Below are 17,366 nucleotides of genomic sequence, written 5' to 3' on the forward strand. Positions count from 1 at the left end.
TAGGTTATAATGTCAAAAATTACCAGAGAAGATATTTATACTATAAGTCAAAACAGTAATTGGTCTGAAGTTGGTGTACGTACTGTTTTAAATGAAAAAATTTATAATTCTTCAGCAGATTGGAAACAGTTTTTAAAGCTACTTTTTATTAGTTTGGGTGTTGCTTTTTCAATTGCTGGTATCATTTTCTTTTTTGCATACAATTGGGCTTCATTACACAAATTTGTTAAAATAGGGTTGATTGAAGGCCTTGTAATTGTTGCAACTTTGGTAGCTTTACTTCCAAAAGTAAACAAACTTGTTAAAAATTTAGCGTTAACAAGTGCAGCTATGTTAGTGGGTGTGTTATTTGCTGTTTTTGGACAAATTTACCAAACAGGTGCCAATGCTTACGACTTTTTTTTAGGCTGGACATTGTTTATTACCCTTTGGGTTTTAATTTCAAATTTTGCGCCACTATGGCTCATTTATCTCACACTTATAAATACAACGCTTATTTTATATGCTGAACAAGTAGCTCACGATTGGTCGTTTGTTTATATTACCTTGTTGTTATTTATTTTAAACACATTGTTTTTAGTGTTTTTTGTTTTCTTAGGAAGAAAAATAAGCACTATAACCATTCCTAATTGGTTTACAAATATAATTGCTTTAGCCGCTGTTTTTATCACTACTATTGGCATTTCAGTAGGAATTTTTAGTGCCAATGAAGTTTCATTTTGGGTATTATTACTTCTTACAGCTATTGTATTTGGTTTGGCTGTTTTATACAGTTTAAAAATTAAAAGTATATTTTATATTTCAATAATAGCGTTTAGTTTAATTGTAATAATATCGGCTTTTTTAACCAATTTAACCGATGAATATTTCATGTTTTTATTTGTAACCTTGTTTATTGTGGCTAGTGTTACTTTGGTAATTAAAAACCTAATGGATCTTCAAAAAAAATGGAGTAATGAATAGAGGATTAAACATAAAAGAAATCATTCAATCTGTTCAGTCTTCCGAAGGGGAAAACTTTCAATACAATGAAACTGCTATTTTGGCTGAATATCAAAAAAAAGAAGCCAATACATCTAGTTTGGCTATTAAAATACTTTCCATATTCGGAGGTTTTTTTGCAACACAAACATTCTTGGGGTTTCTTGCTTTAATGCGATTGTTTGAGTCTGAAGTAGCTATTTTAACCACCGGAATTATTTTTATTATAGCTGCTATTTGGTTGAATAAAACACATGATAAATTAATTTTTGACACCTTAAGTATTTCAACGTATGTTACAGGATTTGTGCTGTTAGGTATTGGTTTAAGCGGACTTAATGTTGAAGAAAATCCGCTTATTTTTATAATTTTAGTAGTTAGTTTACTTACTATTTTGGTGAATCAAACCTATATGTTATCCTTTATTGCAGTGATTACTATGGCTGGTTGTTTACTAGCTTTTATCATATTTAATAAATCGTACGAATTTTTTCATTTGTATCACATTTCAATAGCCTATACTTTGGCATATCTTATGTTAAATGAAGCAAAAATTATAACCTTCAATAAAGAACTCTCTAAATTATATGATCCAATGCGTATTGGTCTCATTTTTTCATTACTTTTTGGTTTAATTATTTCGGTAAATAGAGCCGTTTTTGAAATGCCTACTAGTTTTATTTGGTTATCTTCAGTGCTATTGTTGATAGGCGTAATGTACCTTGTTTCTCAAATTATGAAACGAATGAATATTACTGATAAGAAACAGCAAATAATCATTTATATATTAAGTGTTTTAGTATTGTCGTCTACCATTTTTGCACCGTCAATTTTGGGGGCCATTTTAATTATGTTGTTAAGCTTTTTTGTAAATTATAAAACAGGTTTGGTTATTGGAATTACAGCACTTGCTTATTTTGTATCTCAATATTATTACGATTTAAATTTAACCTTGCTGGTGAAATCTATCATTTTGTTTTCTTCAGGAATCCTGTTTATTGTATTCTTTTTATTCACTCATAAAAAACACATAGCAAATGAAAAAGTTTAAGTGGATATTAATTTTAGTAAACCTGATAATTTTAGTAGGTTTATTTACGAATTCAATTATAAAAAAAGAAGCAATTCTCTCGAACGGAAAACTCATTCTTTTAGAGTTAGCACCCGTTGATCCTAGATCTTTAATGCAAGGTGATTATATGCAATTGCGCTATAAAATTTCAGAAGAAAGCATGTTAGATAGTATTTCTAAACGCGGTTTTATTGTGGTGGCGGCTGATGAAAAAGGAATTGCACAAAAAATAAGAATTCAACCTAAAAAAACACCCATCAATACCAACGAATATTTGATTGAATATATCGCTGGTAATATGGATATGAATATTGGTGCCGAAGCTTTCTTTTTTGAAGAAGGACAAGGCGAAAAATTTGAAAAAGCTACCTACGGCGGATTGATGATAGATGACCAGGGAAATAGTATATTAATGGGCCTCTATGATGAAAATTTAAACCGTATTGAGTAGTTTTTTAGCTATTTATCTTGGTTTTCTTCCGTAAAATTTACGTTTAGGTTTTTTAGCTGCTTCACCTTCTTTTGGTTTATTACCAGCAGTACGATTTTTCTTTTTACGTTGATTTTTAGTAGGTTTTGCAGCTAAAGGAATTTCTTCATTTTCATCTAAAGGAAAAGGATGTTCTTTAATTACCGGAATTTGTTGGTTAATTAATTTCTGAATATCTTTTAAATATTCTTTCTCTTCTTGATTACAAAATGAAAGCGCTATTCCGCTAGCTTTTGCTCGTCCAGTACGTCCAATTCTATGTACATAAGTTTCTGGAATATTTGGTAAATCGTAATTAATTACCAGCGATAAATCTGAAATATCAATACCTCTTGCAGCAATATCAGTCGCAATTAAAACATTTAATTCACCATCTTTAAAATGACCCAACGCACGTTGACGCGCTCCTTGTGATTTATTTCCGTGAATAGCAGCCGATTTAATTTGAGATTTTGCCAGCATACGCACCACCTTATCGGCACCGTGTTTGGTTCTTGAAAATACCAATACTGATGCATCTGGATTTTCTTCAATTAAATGAATTAGTAATTTTGCTTTATTGGGTTTACTCACAAAATAAACGGCCTGTGCTACTTTTTCAGCAGTAGCTTGTTTGGGTTTTATAGTTACTTTTTCGTACTTACCTAATATTTTAGAAGATAATTCTACAATAGAAGCAGGCATAGTTGCCGAAAAAAACAACGATTGACGTTTGGCAGGTAACTTTACAATAATTTTTTTAATATCGTGTATAAAGCCCATATCTAACATTTGATCGGCTTCATCTAACACAAAAAACTTAATATCGTTTAGTGAAATATATCCTTGAGAAATTAAATCTAATAATCTACCAGGTGTAGCCACTAAAATATCAACACCTCGTCTTAAAGCATCCGTTTGAGCGTGTTGTTTTACACCACCAAAAATTACCGTGTTTTTTATATTTGTGTATTTACTGTAAGCAGTAATATTGTCGTTAATTTGAATGGCTAATTCACGCGTAGGCGTAACAATTAACGCTTTAATTTTGCGTTTTCCTTTTAACTCTTGAATACCATTGTATAAATGTTGAATAATTGGAATTGTAAAAGCCGCTGTTTTTCCTGTTCCTGTTTGTGCACAACCTAACAAATCTTTTCTGTTTAATAAAATTGGAATAGATTGTTCTTGTACGGGTGTTGGGTTTGTGTATCCTACGTCGTCAAGCGATTTTAAAATAGGCTCAATAATCCCTAATTCTTTGAATGTCATATAATTTAAATAAGTTGGCAAAGGTAAGTGAATAGTTTGGATAATCAGTATTTTAGGTTAAAACGCATAAAACAAGTAGTTTAAATACATCGTTTTAGTAGATATGCTGCTAATTTTAAGGTGCTTACTGCAAGATTTGCTATTTTTGCCAACTTAAAATAAAAAGGGATATGAGTTACCAATTAATTTGTTCAGATATTGACGGTACATTGTTAAATAAAGATAGAGAACTATCTAAAGCAACAATTGAGCAAGTAAAGCGTGTAGCGCCTATTCCTATGGTGTTAATTTCATCGCGTATGCCAAAAGCATTGCGTCATTTACAGCATGATTTTGGAAATGCATCAGCACCTTTAATTGCGTATAACGGTGGTTTGGTGTTAGATCAAGAACGTGTATTGCATTCTACTTTTATTAAAAATGAAGTGTTGGCTGAAATTATCAATCAAAGTGCCAATACAAGTATTCATTTAAGTTTGTTTCATGCTGATGAATGGTATGTTCCTTCAATGGATTATTGGGCAAAACGCGAAGAAAATAATACAAAAGTAACTCCAGAAATAAAATCGTCGGTCGAAGTTTTAAACGCTTGGAGTCAAGAGGGGAAAGGAGCACATAAAATTATGTGTATGGGTGATGCTGAAGAAATTGATGCCTTGTATAAATCTTTGGAAGCAACCTTTTCAGAAGAGATTATGTTGTATCGTTCAAAAGATACCTATATTGAAATTTCTCATAAAGATATTTCTAAAAAAACAGCTATTGAAGTATTATTGAAAAATTATTATACTGATTTTTCTATGGAAAAAGTGATTGCTTTTGGCGATAATTACAACGATATTGAAATGTTGAAAGCTGTTGGTTTGGGTGTTGCTGTAGCAAATGCAAATGAAGAGGTTTTACAAATTGCTGATGCAGTTACAGACACCAACAAAAATGATGGTGTTGCAAAAGCTATTAAAGAGTTTGTAAAGTAGCCTGAAGTTTTATGTTACTTAATATTTCCAATTATTTCTGAAGCAGCCTCAGCGCAACGCTCACCATCCATTGCTGCCGAAACAATTCCGCCGGCATAACCGCCACCTTCACCACAAGGAAACAAACCTTCAATTTCAGGGTGTTCTAATTGTTCGTTTCTTGGAATATTTACAGGTGAAGAGGTTCTAGATTCTACCCCAATAACATTGGCTTCCGCAGTATAATAACCGTGCATTTTTCGTCCAAAAGCTTCAAAACCTTTTCGTAATCTTCCTCCAATTTGCTTTGGTAAAACAGAATGTAATGTTGCCGATTTTAAGCCTGGTTGATAAGAAGTTGGATTTAATGTGTTGGAGTATTTTCCTTCAACAAAATCAGTCAATCGCTGGGCAGGTGCCGTTTGTGTTTTCCCACCAGCAACCCACGCTAATTTTTCTAAATCTTTTTGAAACTCTAAACCTTTCAACACCCCAAATTGTTCGTATTTACGCAAATCTTTGTCGGCATTAATTTCAACCACAATTCCAGAATTTGCGTACAAATTATTTCTTTTTGAAGGCGACATACCGTTCACCACTACTTCGCCATTGGCTGTTGCTGCAGGTACTATAAATCCGCCTGGACACATACAAAATGAGTACACACCTCTGTTTTGTACTTGATGCACTAAACTGTAAGATGCGGCTGGTAATAATTCATCGCGTTTGCCTTTACAATGGTATTGAATGGAGTCAATAATTTCTTGCGGATGCTCTACACGAACGCCCATAGCAAACGATTTAGATTTTAACGAAATATTTTTACGATGCAGTAAATAATAGATATCTCTGGCAGAATGACCTGTTGCTAAAATAACCGCATTCACAGGCATTTCTGAGCCGTTTTTAAGTTGAATAGCCTGTAACTTATTGTCTTTTATCACAAAATCGGTTACACGGCTTTCAAAATGAATTTCGCCACCATATTTTAAAATGGTTTCACGAATATTTTTTACCACTTTTGGCAATTTATTAGTTCCAATATGTGGATGTGCATCTACTAAAATTTGATCGGTAGCTCCGTGATATACCAAGTTTTCAAAAATTCGTCTAACATCTCCTCTTTTTAAACTTCTGGTATATAATTTTCCGTCAGAATATGTTCCTGCGCCACCTTCACCAAAACAGTAATTTGAATCTTCATCAACCAAATGAAACTGGTTTATGGCGCGTAAATCTCTTCTTCTATCCTGAACATTTTTACCGCGTTCAAGCACAATTGGTTTAAAACCTAATTCAATACAACGCAAAGCAGCATACATTCCTGCTGGGCCAAAACCAATAATATGAATTTCTTTTGCGTTTGAAACATCTTTATAATCAAAAATATAATCGGGTGTTTCAGGAATAGCTTCGTTTATGTAAACGGCTAATTTGTAGTTGAAAATAATGTTGGCCTTTCGGGCATCAATTGATTTTCGAAGTACTTTTATGGCAGTAATTTCATTTTTATCAATACTTAAAGTATGCGCAGCTTTTCGTTCTAAAAAACCTGCGAATTTCTCTTCTCTAAGTTGTACTCTAATTTGAATTTCTTTTACCATAGCAGCAAAATTAATCAAATTTAAGCGATAAAACTATTGTTGAGTTGTAAGCTGTTACTTTTTAATTACATCCAATTAACTAGTGATAATCCAATACCAATTGTAGTTTGTTTATGATTGAAATCAATCAAGCTTTCTCCGTAACCGTGAAAAAATTGAGTATAAATTTTCAAATTATTATATAGTTGTGCAGCATAATCAAATTGTACACTTCCACGGTTATTAGCACCGCCATTTAAAGAGTGCCTTCCTTTAAAACTTACTTGATGTTTTTTGTGTTTGTATGCAACTAATAATTCAGCTCGTCCTACATAATTTTCAATATTAGGATTGTCATCTTTCGCCAAATCTTCTGAAATTCGAATCCAAGGTCTAAAAATAACTGACCATTCATTAGCTTCTAAACCTACATGAAAAATTAAACGATTCCAACTTCGGGAAAGAGGGTTTGCCCTACCATTACTTTGATGTGTTAAACCAACTCCTGAATAAACTCCTCGTAAGCCAAATAAGTTGTATTTTGTAGGTAAAATAAATAACACTTCAGGTTCGTAATTGGTTTCCCTAAAAGGGCGAGAATGTACATCGTTATATACTTGCCAGCGCGAAGATTGTGTATAAGCCAACCAAATAGCTCCACCTGTTTTTTCGCCAAATATATTTTGTAAAACTTTCGTTTTAAAACTTAGTTGAAACTTTAATTCTACTTGATTTAACTCTAAAGGAATAGGTACTGTATTGTTTGGGTTTTCACTTGTAGGTTGCTGATTGATATTACTTGTGTAATTTGCAAATAAAATATAAACAGGTTTATAAGGTTCAAATTTAAATAGTTGTTTTTTATTGCTTGGTTTTATTAAATCCCAACGTTCAGAAAGAGAAATTGTTTCTGTGTCAAACTTATTTTGGGAATGTGAAAAAGACACTATTCCGAAAAGAAATAGCAGCGATAGTTTTAATTTCATATCATTATCTTATTAAGCTAAAGTGTCCTTTTTTCACGCGAATATTTCCATCTTCATCAATTAATTGGGCTGTAAACCAATAATCTGTTGCAGGTAATTGCTCGTTATTATACCACCCATTCCATCCTTCGGAAGTAGGTCTTATTTGGGTGATTAATTTTCCGTACCTGTCAAAAATATAAATAAGTGATGTTGGGTAAAAATCGCTGCTTACTCCTAAAATTTGCCAAGTATCGTTAAATCCATCGTTATTTGGTGTAAAGAAATTAGGGAAACCTATTACAGAAACTTCAATAGAAGCAATTCCGCAGTTATTTTTATCTTGAATAAAAATGGTATGAATACCAGGTGCAACCATTTCAAAAATAGGTTCATCTTGGTAAGGACCGTTGCTATTGTCTAATGAAAATTCATACTCGCCAATTCCTAAGTTTACTGTATTTATGGTAATGGTATTGTTTTCAGAATCGTCTGTTACGCTAATGTCGTTTTGAGTAATGGTGGCAATAATTGACTCTGTTACAGTTACCGTTTTAGGAAATGAAGCGCAACCTGAACTTGAAGTTGCAATTACAGTGTAAATACCTCCTTCAGTAACCGAAGCGGTTGGCTGACTACTTATAAGTGTACCAGCTTCATTAAACCATTCGTAGGTATAAATTCCTTGTGCATTTGATGGAGCCAACGTAATAGGAGGTAGGTTTAAACAAACAATTTCTGCTGGATTTACTTCAAATTCAGGACGAGTATATACCGTTAAAGTTACATGTGCACCAACTCCAAAACAATCGCCATTATCTTCACTTTGTACCCGAACATATAAAACTTGTAAGAAAGGAGTTTCATTTATATAGCTATCCTGCGGAAGAATTTCATTCTTTTTTAGTTGAGCATCATTCAAATTTCTAAAATAATGCACACTCAAATTTTGTCCCGTTGGAAACTGATTAATGATGTCTGCGGAAGCTTGTGTTAAATCAAATATTTCAAAGCCGTCAATACTATCATCAGCATCGCATTGCTCTAAATTATTCATATAACCGGTAGGGAAACTTGTTGTAGATACTTCAAGTGTTATGGTTGCAACTCTATGGCATCCATTTAAATTTTCAGCTCTAGCGTAAACTGTGTTTGCTGTTGCATTGTTAAATGGCGAAGGATTAATGGCGTTGTTTCCTGAATCTGCATCCGCAAAATTCAAATAATAAGTAACCGTTAAAGTGGTGTCTCCATTTGTAATAAACGGATCAGCTTCGGTTAAATTAAAATCAGTAAAACCATCGGGTGTTCCATCTTCATCACAGTTTTTTAGCGTTACATTATATTGAATTACAGGTAGCGAATTTACTTGAATTTCAAAAGAAGTTTCAGTTGTACAAGAGTTGTCTATATTATTGGCAATTCTAACATATATTGTTTGTCCGTTTACAACAGTATTTTCAAAGTTTGTTGGATTGGTAATTTCACTACTAATAACATACGTTGGGTCGGTAAAATAACTAAAGGTAAAATCTGAAGCGTTTTTTCCGTTTAATAAAACAGCCTCATTATCTGTTAAATTAAATAGTGTAAATCCGTTAGTATCGTCTCCATCTATACTATTATCGCATTCTTCTAGTATTGGAATATTTGCTGAAGGTAATTCAACAACAGTTTCAAAAACCGAAACGTTTATAGCTAATCTTGTTGGACTCTCGCAACCGTTTATAGTTTGCGTAGCGTAATAGGTGGTATTGTTAACTAATAATTCCGAAGGATTTATAGCAGTTCCTCCTGTTGCATTGGCATACCATAAGATGGTTGTTCCGGTAATTGTTAAATCGGCCAAGGTTGCATTTTCTATATCGCAAAAAGTTTGCGGTGAAGTCGCTAAAGGTTCGGTAGTATACTGAACCGTTATAGTGGCCGGAGTTCTGGTTAAAGTTGTGCAACTATTTTCAGTAGCATCTGCATAATAGGTAGTTGTTGAGAAAATTACTGGAGCGGTAAAACTAGTTCCTGTGCCCATTAAAATTCCTCCAGTTGGCATATCATACCAATTAATTGTTCCTGCGGAAGCAGTTGCTGTTAACGTACCTGTTCCTGCACCACAAATGGTTGTATTTGTTGTTGAAGTAATTGTTGGTATGGTATTAACTACAACGGTTATTGGTGTTCTTTCTCCTGTTTCGCAAATTCCATCAGAAGAAGCTAAAGCGTAGTATGTAGTAGTTGTTGAAATTGGGGAAGGAATTGTATAAGTATCTCCACTTCTCAAGTTGGTTCCGCCAGTTAAAGCATCATACCAAATCACAAAACTGGTGTTAGATGTAGCAGTAAGCGTTGCAGTTCCTGCACCACAAATAGGTGTTGGTGTAGTGGTTGCTGTTATTCTAGGGATATAAATTTTTGTACTTGTCGAAATATTCAAGGGTGGATCCCCGGGCGCTCCATACTCAACTATATAGCCTTTAGGTTGATAATCTCCAGAACTTTCTCCCGTATTAGATAAGTCGTTCCAAGACCCTGGATCTCCAATTCCAGGAGCTGTTACGTGTGCAAAATCTTCATCACCTAAATTGTTAGGTTCGTTGTTTGAAGTGTTCCAATAGGCAAACGGAATATCTGTTCCAACAGTGGTTCCATTTCCATCACCGAACCAAAAAGATTTACCAGTTTCAGGACCTGTTACCCATCTCCAAGTGCCTTCAACGGCTTCATCACTACCGCCAATCCAACCAGCACCAGCAGCTTGATCTCCAGAGAGGATTGCTTCTTCAATTGAGGTTATAGTCGCTAAATAACCTTGTCGGTCATAATAAGTTCTTGCTTCTGCTGCTATTTTTGCATTTTTCCAAGTAATTCCAATATCTGAAACATATTCATAATAATGATCAGTTGAAGGTAAATAATTGGCTTCTCCGGCAGTAATTGAAAATGCTTTATCACTTGAAGGATTCACGGTATTATTTCTAAATTGAACATCTTTAACGGCTGCAATTAGTTCACTGTCATTTGGAGTACCTGAGCCTGTCCATTCTAATTTTAGTTTTCCTTCAGTATTATTAAACACTCCTTCAGTAATATTAGGATGACTTCCGGTAAGTATTAAACTGTCTTCTCCACGCTCATATCCTTCTGAAATTTGTATATAAATATTATTTATGGGTACATTATCAGGGTTGGTAATATTAAAATCGGTTACTATTGGAATATCCCTTAAAGGACAGTAGGCTTGATTACCTGTGGCAGTTAGTTCAGGTGGTTGTTGTGACCAACAGTTTATTGCAATTAGTAGCAATAATATTAGTGAAATATGGGCGTTGTTTGGTTTAGATTTCATCAAGGGTAAATGTACAAACAAATTGTCATTTCACATAAAATATTTAATTTTGAAAGCTGAATTTTTTGTAGTACAATTTAATTTATAAGGTGTTTTAGAAATAAAAAAGACTGTCTTTTCAAACAGCCTTTTCCTCTTCTTCATAACAAATTTCCACCCTATTTATTGCCTAGCAAAAGCAATTCACTTACAATAACTTCGGTAACATAACGTTTATTTCCATCTTTATCTTCATAACTTCTTGAAGTTAGTTTTCCTTCAATAGCAATTTCTCTTCCTTTTTCAACATATTTTTCAATTAATTCAGCGGTTTTATTCCAAGCTACTAAATTGTGCCATTGTGTTTCTGTTTGTTTTTCGCCTTGTGCGTTTTTGTAATTTTCATTGGTTGCCAGTGAAAATTTTGCCAATTTTTTACCAGATTCTAAATTAATAATTTCAGGAGCATTTCCTAAGTTTCCAATTAGCTGTACTTTGTTTCTTAACGTACTCATAAGATAAGTTTTTAAATTATGTTGAATGTCATTCGTTCAATTCAACAGTGCAAATATTGGATGCTTTTGAAATTATATTCGGTTAAAATATGGTTACTTTCGGATGTAATTGTTTGTAGTCGATTGTAAACGGATAAGATTGTTGTATATTTGTAAAACTACAAACTAATAATTAAGAGTATGATACGAGATTTTAGAAATGAGATTTGGAAGCCTTATGCTAACGAGGCTTGGAGTGATGAGGATCAATATTTGATTTCAAATTATGGTAGGGTAAAGCGAAAAAAGATTTATAACGATAACTGGGAATTATCAAGAACATCATTAATTGGTGGTTATACCTCATTTTGGATTCGAAAAAAAGGAAAAAAAATAACATCATCATATTATGTGCACAGATTAGTTGCACTGTTGTTTTTGGAACAAAAAGAAGATGAAAAATATGTAATTCATTTAGATTTTGATAAAGAAAATAACAAAGCTTCAAATTTAAAATGGGCAACTAAGTCGGCGATGTATTTACATCATAAAAAGAATCCAAAAAAAATAGCCAGAATAGGGAAAATAACCTACTCAAAATTAACAGAAGGAAGGGTAAGACTTATAAAGAAAAAAATATTTGATCCCAACAGGAAAACCAGAATGCGTATAATAGCCAAGCAATTTGGCATTTCAGAAATGCAATTATATCGTATCAAGTCTGGTGAAAATTGGGGGCATGTAAAAATTTAAAACAATAATCAGTAAAATTTACTATGAAAAAAAAATGCTTAGAATGTGAAGAACCAATTAAAGGTAGAATAGATAAAAAATTCTGTTCAGACTATTGTAGAAATACTTACAACAACAAAGTAAATAAAGATAGTAAAAATTTAATACGAAACATTAACAATCGCCTACGAAAAAATTATCGACTATTATCTGAAATAAATACAACAGGAAAAACAAAAGTTACGCGAACTAGATTATTAGATGGGAATTTTGATTTTAATTATTTTACATCCATTTATAAAACAAAAACAGGGAATACTTATTTTTATATTTACGATCAAGGGTATTTGGTTTTAGAAAACGATTATTATTTGTTAATTAAAAAAGAGTAACTTTTAAAAGATGAAAAAAATCATAATTACTATAACTGTATTTAGTTTTATTTTGGCCTGTAAAAAATCGACTAAAAGCAGCCAAAATGTAGTTATTATTGAAGAAGTAATTTACCCAAAACCAGTTTTAAATACTAAGAGCGCCGATTATTTATATCACTTTGCTTTTGATTGTATAGATCAGGAATATCCTAACAAGTTAGGGCAGGTTTTAGGTGATGCAAGTTATTTAAAAGAACCTTCTGAATTGCATCCGGCATTTTATGGTTGTTTTGATTGGCATTCTTCGGTACACGGACATTGGGCTTTGTTGAATATTATGAAAGAAATTCCTAGTTTTGAGGGGAATGATGCTATTTTAAAGAAGCTTCAAACAACAATCACCAAAGAAAATATTTTGAAGGAAGTTGCTTATTTTGATGACGTGCATAATAAAACCTTTGAACGAACTTACGGCTGGGCTTGGTTGTTAAAAGTAGCTGAAACATTGCGAGATTGGAATACAGTTGAGGCTAATCAAATGTCTCAAAACTTAGAACCGTTGGTACAATTAGTTGAATTGAAGTATTTGGAGTTTTTACCCAAATTACCTTATCCTATTCGGGTTGGTGAACATACAAACACTGCTTTTGGAATGTCGTTTGCCTTAGATTATGCTAAAAAATATGCGCCTGAATTAGCGGAAACAATTCGATTAAAAGCGAAAGAGTATTACTTTAATGATAAAGGTTGCCCAATTTCTTGGGAGCCGAGCGGATTTGATTTCTTATCACCTTGTTTACAAGAAGCTTCTTTAATGTTAAAAGTGCTTCCTGAAGAAGAATTTATACCTTGGTTAGATGCATTTTTACCCGATTTTAGAAGCAATCCTGCTGCTTATTTACAAGTTGCTCAAGTTACAGATCGTTCAGACGGAAAATTAGCCCATTTAGATGGCTTGAATTTTAGCAGGGCTTGGTGTTTATATGAAATAGGAATTGCGCTAAAAAATGATGAAATGATAAATTTAGCCAATAAACATTTTGACTATAGTTATAAAAAAATGGACTCCGGCGAATATGCTGGAGCCCATTGGTTAGCGTCTTTTGCGCTATATGCTATTTTAAAAAGCGATTAGTTTTTTCCGTACTCTGTAATACGTATTGTATTAGCCATACCTCTAGCTTTTACTGGTGTTGAAGTAATGTTAATAGCGTAATCACCTTCTTTTAAATATCCGCGCTCAGCAGCAAGGCCATTAATATCTTCAATAGTTTCATCAGTACTTACAAACTTATCGTAATAAACACCTTTAACTCCCCACAGTAGGTTTAGCATTGCTAAAATTCTTTTGTTTGACGAGAATACTAAAATATTAGCTTCTGGTCTCCAAGATGAAATATGGAAAGCTGTAAATCCTGTAGCTGTTAATGTAGTAATAACTTCAGCATTAATAGACTCAGCCATAATAGCAGCTTGATGACATATTTTCTTTGAAATAAAACGCTCATTAATACATTGTGCGTGAACTTCAGGAGTTGCAATTATTGGAGAGTTTTCAACATTCTCAATAATTCTACGCATTTGTTGAATTACTCCAACAGGGAATTTACCCATTGCAGTTTCTCCTGATAACATTACAGCATCAGCACCATCAATAATTGAGTTTGCAACATCATTTACTTCAGCTCTTGTTGGAACTTGATTTTCAATCATAGTTTCCATCATTTGTGTAGCAATAATTACAGGGATGTGTGCTTTTTTAGCTTTAGCAACCAATCTTTTTTGAATTAAAGGTACTTGTTCCATAGGAATTTCAACACCTAAATCTCCACGAGCAACCATTAAAGCATCACAATATGCAGTAATTTTATCAATATTAGCAACCGCTTCTGGTTTTTCAATTTTAGCTATAATTGGAATTTTATATTCAGAATTGTCAGCAATTAATTTTTGTAATTGCATTAAATCTTCTGGAGTTCTTACAAATGATAAAGCAATCCAGTCTACTTTAATTTCTTTAATTGCAAATAAAGCATCTTGAATATCTTTTTCAGTTAAAGCTGGAACTGAAATATTTGTGTTAGGTAAATTAACTCCTTTTTTAGAATTTAATGGACCACCTCTTAATACTTTTGTAGTAACTTTTGTATCTCTATCAGTTGCAGTAACTTCAAACATTAGTTTTCCATCGTCAACTAAAATACGCTCACCAACTTCCACATCTTTTGGGAAATTTTGGTAGGTCATAAAGGCCTGTTCTTTAGTTCCTTCACATTGTTCAGTAGTAAATGTAAATACATCCCCAATGTTTAGTACAACACCTTCTTGCATAACACCTACTCTTAATTTAGGTCCTTGTAAATCAGCTAAAAGGGCTACGTGATATCCTTTTCTTTCGTTGATTTCTCTAATAATATTTACACGTTTTTCAACTTCAGAATAGTCTGCATGTGAAAAATTAATACGGAAAACATTTACTCCGCTTTCCATCATTTCTTCAATGATCTCTTTTGTATCAGTAGCAGGGCCTAGCGTGGCTACAATTTTTGTTCTTTTTTTATTAATAATTGCCATAGTTAAAAAATTAGGTGATCTTTTGATTTAAGTGTTGTGGTATCTATTGCGTATGAGGTTATTATTTGGTTGAGAGCATTTAGTTTATCTATTAAATTTTTTATAAAGCTTTCACGGTAACATCCTTCAATTTTTAAAAAGAAATCAATGTTCTTTTTTTCAGGAATTAAATAGTAAATAGTACTATAATTACCGCCAAATAGGCCTGGGTTTTCTTGGTTTTGAACAAACTGTTTATGTTTGTTATTTATTAAATAATAATTTATGTAACTGTTTTCATCTTTAAATTCGAATAATGGAAACTCAGCATCTAAGTTTTTAAAATCCAAATTATTTTTATACCTCGTTAGCTTTGTGTTTAAATGTTGGTTCAAAAGAAAAGCTAACCTATAATCTTCTTCAGTGGAATGAATTCCAACCAATGAATAATCATCTTCTTCTAAATCAAATGTTAATAGCTGCATATAAAATGAAAACTAATTGTGCAAAAATACTATTGTTTATTAACAGTTGTAGCCAGTTACTAACAATTTCTACGAAAACGTATTCGATTTTTAGGGCTTAATTGTTAGTTATTTCATTCTGAAAAGCAAAATAGGCTCTCTTTGATGCTGTTTCTTCGGCTTTCTTTTTTGAAGTGGCTCTACCCTTTGAAATAATCTTGCCATCTAAAAATAATTTAACGCTAAAATGTTTCACGGTATCTTTACCTGTATCTTCGTATACTTCGTACTGAAAATCCTTTTTTTGTTTCTGACACCACTCTATAAATAAACTTTTATAGCTTGTAATTTTACCTTCTAACTTGGGTACGTCTACGTAAGGAATAATAACTCTTTTTTGAATGAATTTTTCACAAAAATTATACCCTCTGTCTAAATAAATAGCTCCAATTAATGCCTCAAATACATTGCCATGAATGTTTTCACCAAATTTAGATTTAGCTACCGTACTTTTCACAAATTTTAGTAGATCTAAATCTCTGCCAAGCTCATTTAAATGTTCTCGGCTTACTATTTTAGAACGCATTTGCGTTAAGTAACCTTCGTCTCCTGATGGAACCTCTTCAAAAAGATAAGCTGCTATTACAGCGCTTAACATGGCATCGCCTAAAAACTCTAAGCGTTCATAATTTTGAGGTAAACCACTTTCTTTATCTACCTCCTGAATAGATCGGTGGATAAATGCTTTTTTATAATAATGTAAATTTTTAGGAATAAACCCAATTATTTTTTTTAATTCAACAAAAAAGTACTCGTCACGAGCGGTTCGAGGTTTAATAATTTTACGAATTAAACTCATTCATTATTGTCTATTAATCTAGTTTTTTAAAGAGTACACAAGCATTGTGTCCTCCAAAGCCAAATGTGTTGCTCATAGCAACTTTTACATTACGTTTTTGTGCTTTGTTAAACGTAAAATTTAATTTACTGTCAATTTGATCATCATCCGTAGTATGATTAATTGTAGGAGGTACCATTCCGTGTTTAATTGCTAAAACAGAAGCAATTGCTTCAACAGCTCCGGCAGCACCTAATAAATGACCAGTCATTGACTTGGTTGAATTTAAGTTTAAGTTATAAGCATGTTCACCAAAAACTTCTAAAATTGCTTTAGATTCAGCAATATCTCCAAGAGGAGTAGAGGTTCCGTGCATATTTATAGCATCAACATCTTCTGGTTTTAAACCAGCATCTCTTAAGCAGTTTAGCATCACATTTTTAGCGCCTAATCCTTCAGGATGTGGTGCCGTAATGTGGTGTGCATCAGCAGATAATCCGCCTCCGCCTACTTCTGCGTAGATTTTTGCGCCTCTAGCAATGGCGTGTTCGTATTCTTCTAAAATAAGTGTCCCAGCTCCTTCTCCAGAAACAAAACCATCTCTGTTTTTGTCAAACGGTCTTGATGCTGTTGCTGGATCTTCATTTCTTGTAGAAAGTGCTTGTAAGGCATTAAAACCTCCAATACCTGCAATTGCCACAGTAGCTTCAGAACCTCCTGAAACCATTACATCTGCATATCCTAAACGAATGTAGTTTAATGCGTCGATAATTGCATTTGAAGATGATGCACAAGCTGATACTGTTGCAAAGTTAGGTCCTCTAAATCCGTATTTAATAGAGATTTGACCTGGTGCGATATCAGCAATCATTTTAGGAATAAAGAAAGGGTTAAATCTTGGAGTACCATCACCAGCAGCATAGCTAATCATTTCATTTTGAAATGTTTCTAAACCACCAATACCTGCTCCCCAAATAACACCAACTCTGTCTTTATCAATGTTTTCTAGATCTAATTGAGAATCAATAATGGCTTCATCAGTAGACACCATAGCGTACTGTGTGAATTTGTCCATTTTTCGAGCCTCTTTTCGATCTATAAATTGCTTAACGTCAAAATCCTTGACTTCACAAGCAAAACGAGTCTTGAACTTGGACGCATCAAAATGCGTAATTGGAGCTGCCCCGCTAACGCCGTTAACAAGTCCGTTCCAATATTGTTCAACATTATTACCAATAGGTGTCAATGCACCAAGTCCAGTTACTACAACTCGTTTTAATTCCATATAAAA

16 protein-coding genes are annotated in these 17,366 nt (G+C 33.0%); 7 read left to right on the forward strand and 9 right to left on the reverse strand.

The features are described 5' to 3' along the window. The first annotated feature begins 9 nt into the window (after positions 1-9). From CHB67_RS04970 to CHB67_RS04980, 3 genes are read left to right on the forward strand one after another with little or no spacing between them, the layout of a single operon-like run. Positions 10-963 (forward strand): DUF2157 domain-containing protein, encoded by a 954-nt coding sequence (locus CHB67_RS04970; protein WP_089380633.1) that lies wholly within the window; start codon positions 10-12, stop codon positions 961-963. Next, entirely contained in the window at positions 956-2,032 is a 1,077-nt protein-coding gene (locus tag CHB67_RS04975; protein WP_089380634.1) for a DUF4401 domain-containing protein, read from the forward strand. Before CHB67_RS04970 ends, CHB67_RS04975 begins: the two co-directional genes overlap by 8 nt. Then, positions 2,019-2,504 carry a GDYXXLXY domain-containing protein gene (locus CHB67_RS04980; RefSeq protein ID WP_089380635.1) on the forward strand — a complete coding sequence of 162 codons (486 nt, stop codon included), beginning with the start codon at positions 2,019-2,021 and terminating at the stop codon, positions 2,502-2,504. Before CHB67_RS04975 ends, CHB67_RS04980 begins: the two co-directional genes overlap by 14 nt. A 12-nt stretch (positions 2,505-2,516) precedes the next feature. Here CHB67_RS04980 and CHB67_RS04985 read toward each other — a convergent pair whose 3' ends face one another. Next, on the reverse strand, positions 2,517-3,794 hold the full coding sequence (locus tag CHB67_RS04985) for a DEAD/DEAH box helicase (protein WP_089380636.1): 1,278 nt from the start codon (positions 3,792-3,794) through the stop codon (positions 2,517-2,519). A 170-nt stretch (positions 3,795-3,964) separates the two neighbouring features. On the opposite strand from CHB67_RS04985, the gene CHB67_RS04990 reads away from it, so the two are divergent. Then, entirely contained in the window at positions 3,965-4,771 is an 807-nt protein-coding gene (locus tag CHB67_RS04990; RefSeq protein WP_089380637.1) for a Cof-type HAD-IIB family hydrolase, read from the forward strand. Positions 4,772-4,785: 14 nt separating this feature from the next. Here CHB67_RS04990 and CHB67_RS04995 read toward each other — a convergent pair whose 3' ends face one another. The 4 genes from CHB67_RS04995 to CHB67_RS05010 form a co-directional block, all read right to left on the reverse strand. Further along, positions 4,786-6,354, reverse strand: coding sequence for an NAD(P)/FAD-dependent oxidoreductase (locus tag CHB67_RS04995; protein ID WP_089380638.1), 1,569 nt, complete (start codon positions 6,352-6,354; stop codon positions 4,786-4,788). Between the two features lie 65 nt (positions 6,355-6,419). Beyond that, on the reverse strand, positions 6,420-7,319 hold the full coding sequence (locus CHB67_RS05000; RefSeq protein WP_089380639.1) for a phospholipase A: 900 nt from the start codon (positions 7,317-7,319) through the stop codon (positions 6,420-6,422). 4 nt (positions 7,320-7,323) lie between these two features. Beyond that, complete coding sequence (locus CHB67_RS05005; RefSeq protein ID WP_089380640.1) at positions 7,324-10,641, reverse strand: Ig-like domain-containing protein; 3,318 nt, start codon at positions 10,639-10,641, stop codon at positions 7,324-7,326. Between the two features lie 158 nt (positions 10,642-10,799). After that, a complete protein-coding gene (locus tag CHB67_RS05010) occupies positions 10,800-11,135 on the reverse strand; it encodes a single-stranded DNA-binding protein (RefSeq protein ID WP_089380641.1) in 336 nt (111 codons plus the stop codon). 180 nt (positions 11,136-11,315) lie between these two features. Between CHB67_RS05010 and CHB67_RS05015 the strand changes: the two genes are divergently transcribed. From CHB67_RS05015 to CHB67_RS05025, 3 genes are read left to right on the forward strand one after another with little or no spacing between them, the layout of a single operon-like run. Continuing rightward, positions 11,316-11,867 (forward strand): HNH endonuclease, encoded by a 552-nt coding sequence (locus tag CHB67_RS05015; RefSeq protein ID WP_089380642.1) that lies wholly within the window; start codon positions 11,316-11,318, stop codon positions 11,865-11,867. A 23-nt stretch (positions 11,868-11,890) separates the two neighbouring features. Further along, a complete protein-coding gene (locus tag CHB67_RS05020; RefSeq protein WP_089380643.1) occupies positions 11,891-12,238 on the forward strand; it encodes a hypothetical protein in 348 nt (115 codons plus the stop codon). Between the two features lie 10 nt (positions 12,239-12,248). Then, the gene (locus CHB67_RS05025; RefSeq protein ID WP_089380644.1) at positions 12,249-13,355 is read left to right on the forward strand and encodes a DUF2891 domain-containing protein; all 1,107 of its coding nucleotides are present in this window, start codon (positions 12,249-12,251) and stop codon (positions 13,353-13,355) included. Here CHB67_RS05025 and pyk read toward each other — a convergent pair. From pyk to fabF, 4 genes are all read right to left on the reverse strand, one after another. Beyond that, on the reverse strand, positions 13,352-14,788 hold the full coding sequence (gene pyk, locus CHB67_RS05030) for a pyruvate kinase (protein ID WP_089380687.1): 1,437 nt from the start codon (positions 14,786-14,788) through the stop codon (positions 13,352-13,354). The genes CHB67_RS05025 and pyk overlap by 4 nt on opposite strands. Before the next feature lie 8 nt (positions 14,789-14,796). Then, positions 14,797-15,258 (reverse strand): IPExxxVDY family protein, encoded by a 462-nt coding sequence (locus tag CHB67_RS05035; protein WP_089380645.1) that lies wholly within the window; start codon positions 15,256-15,258, stop codon positions 14,797-14,799. Between the two features lie 97 nt (positions 15,259-15,355). Next, positions 15,356-16,096, reverse strand: coding sequence for a ribonuclease III (gene rnc, locus CHB67_RS05040; RefSeq protein WP_089380646.1), 741 nt, complete (start codon positions 16,094-16,096; stop codon positions 15,356-15,358). A gap of 13 nt (positions 16,097-16,109) precedes the next feature. After that, entirely contained in the window at positions 16,110-17,360 is a 1,251-nt protein-coding gene (fabF, locus tag CHB67_RS05045) for a beta-ketoacyl-ACP synthase II (RefSeq protein WP_089380647.1), read from the reverse strand. Positions 17,361-17,366 lie beyond the last annotated feature (6 nt).

This window comes from Lutibacter agarilyticus, from assembly GCF_900188235.1.
Classification (GTDB): Bacteria; Bacteroidota; Bacteroidia; order Flavobacteriales; family Flavobacteriaceae; genus Lutibacter; species Lutibacter agarilyticus.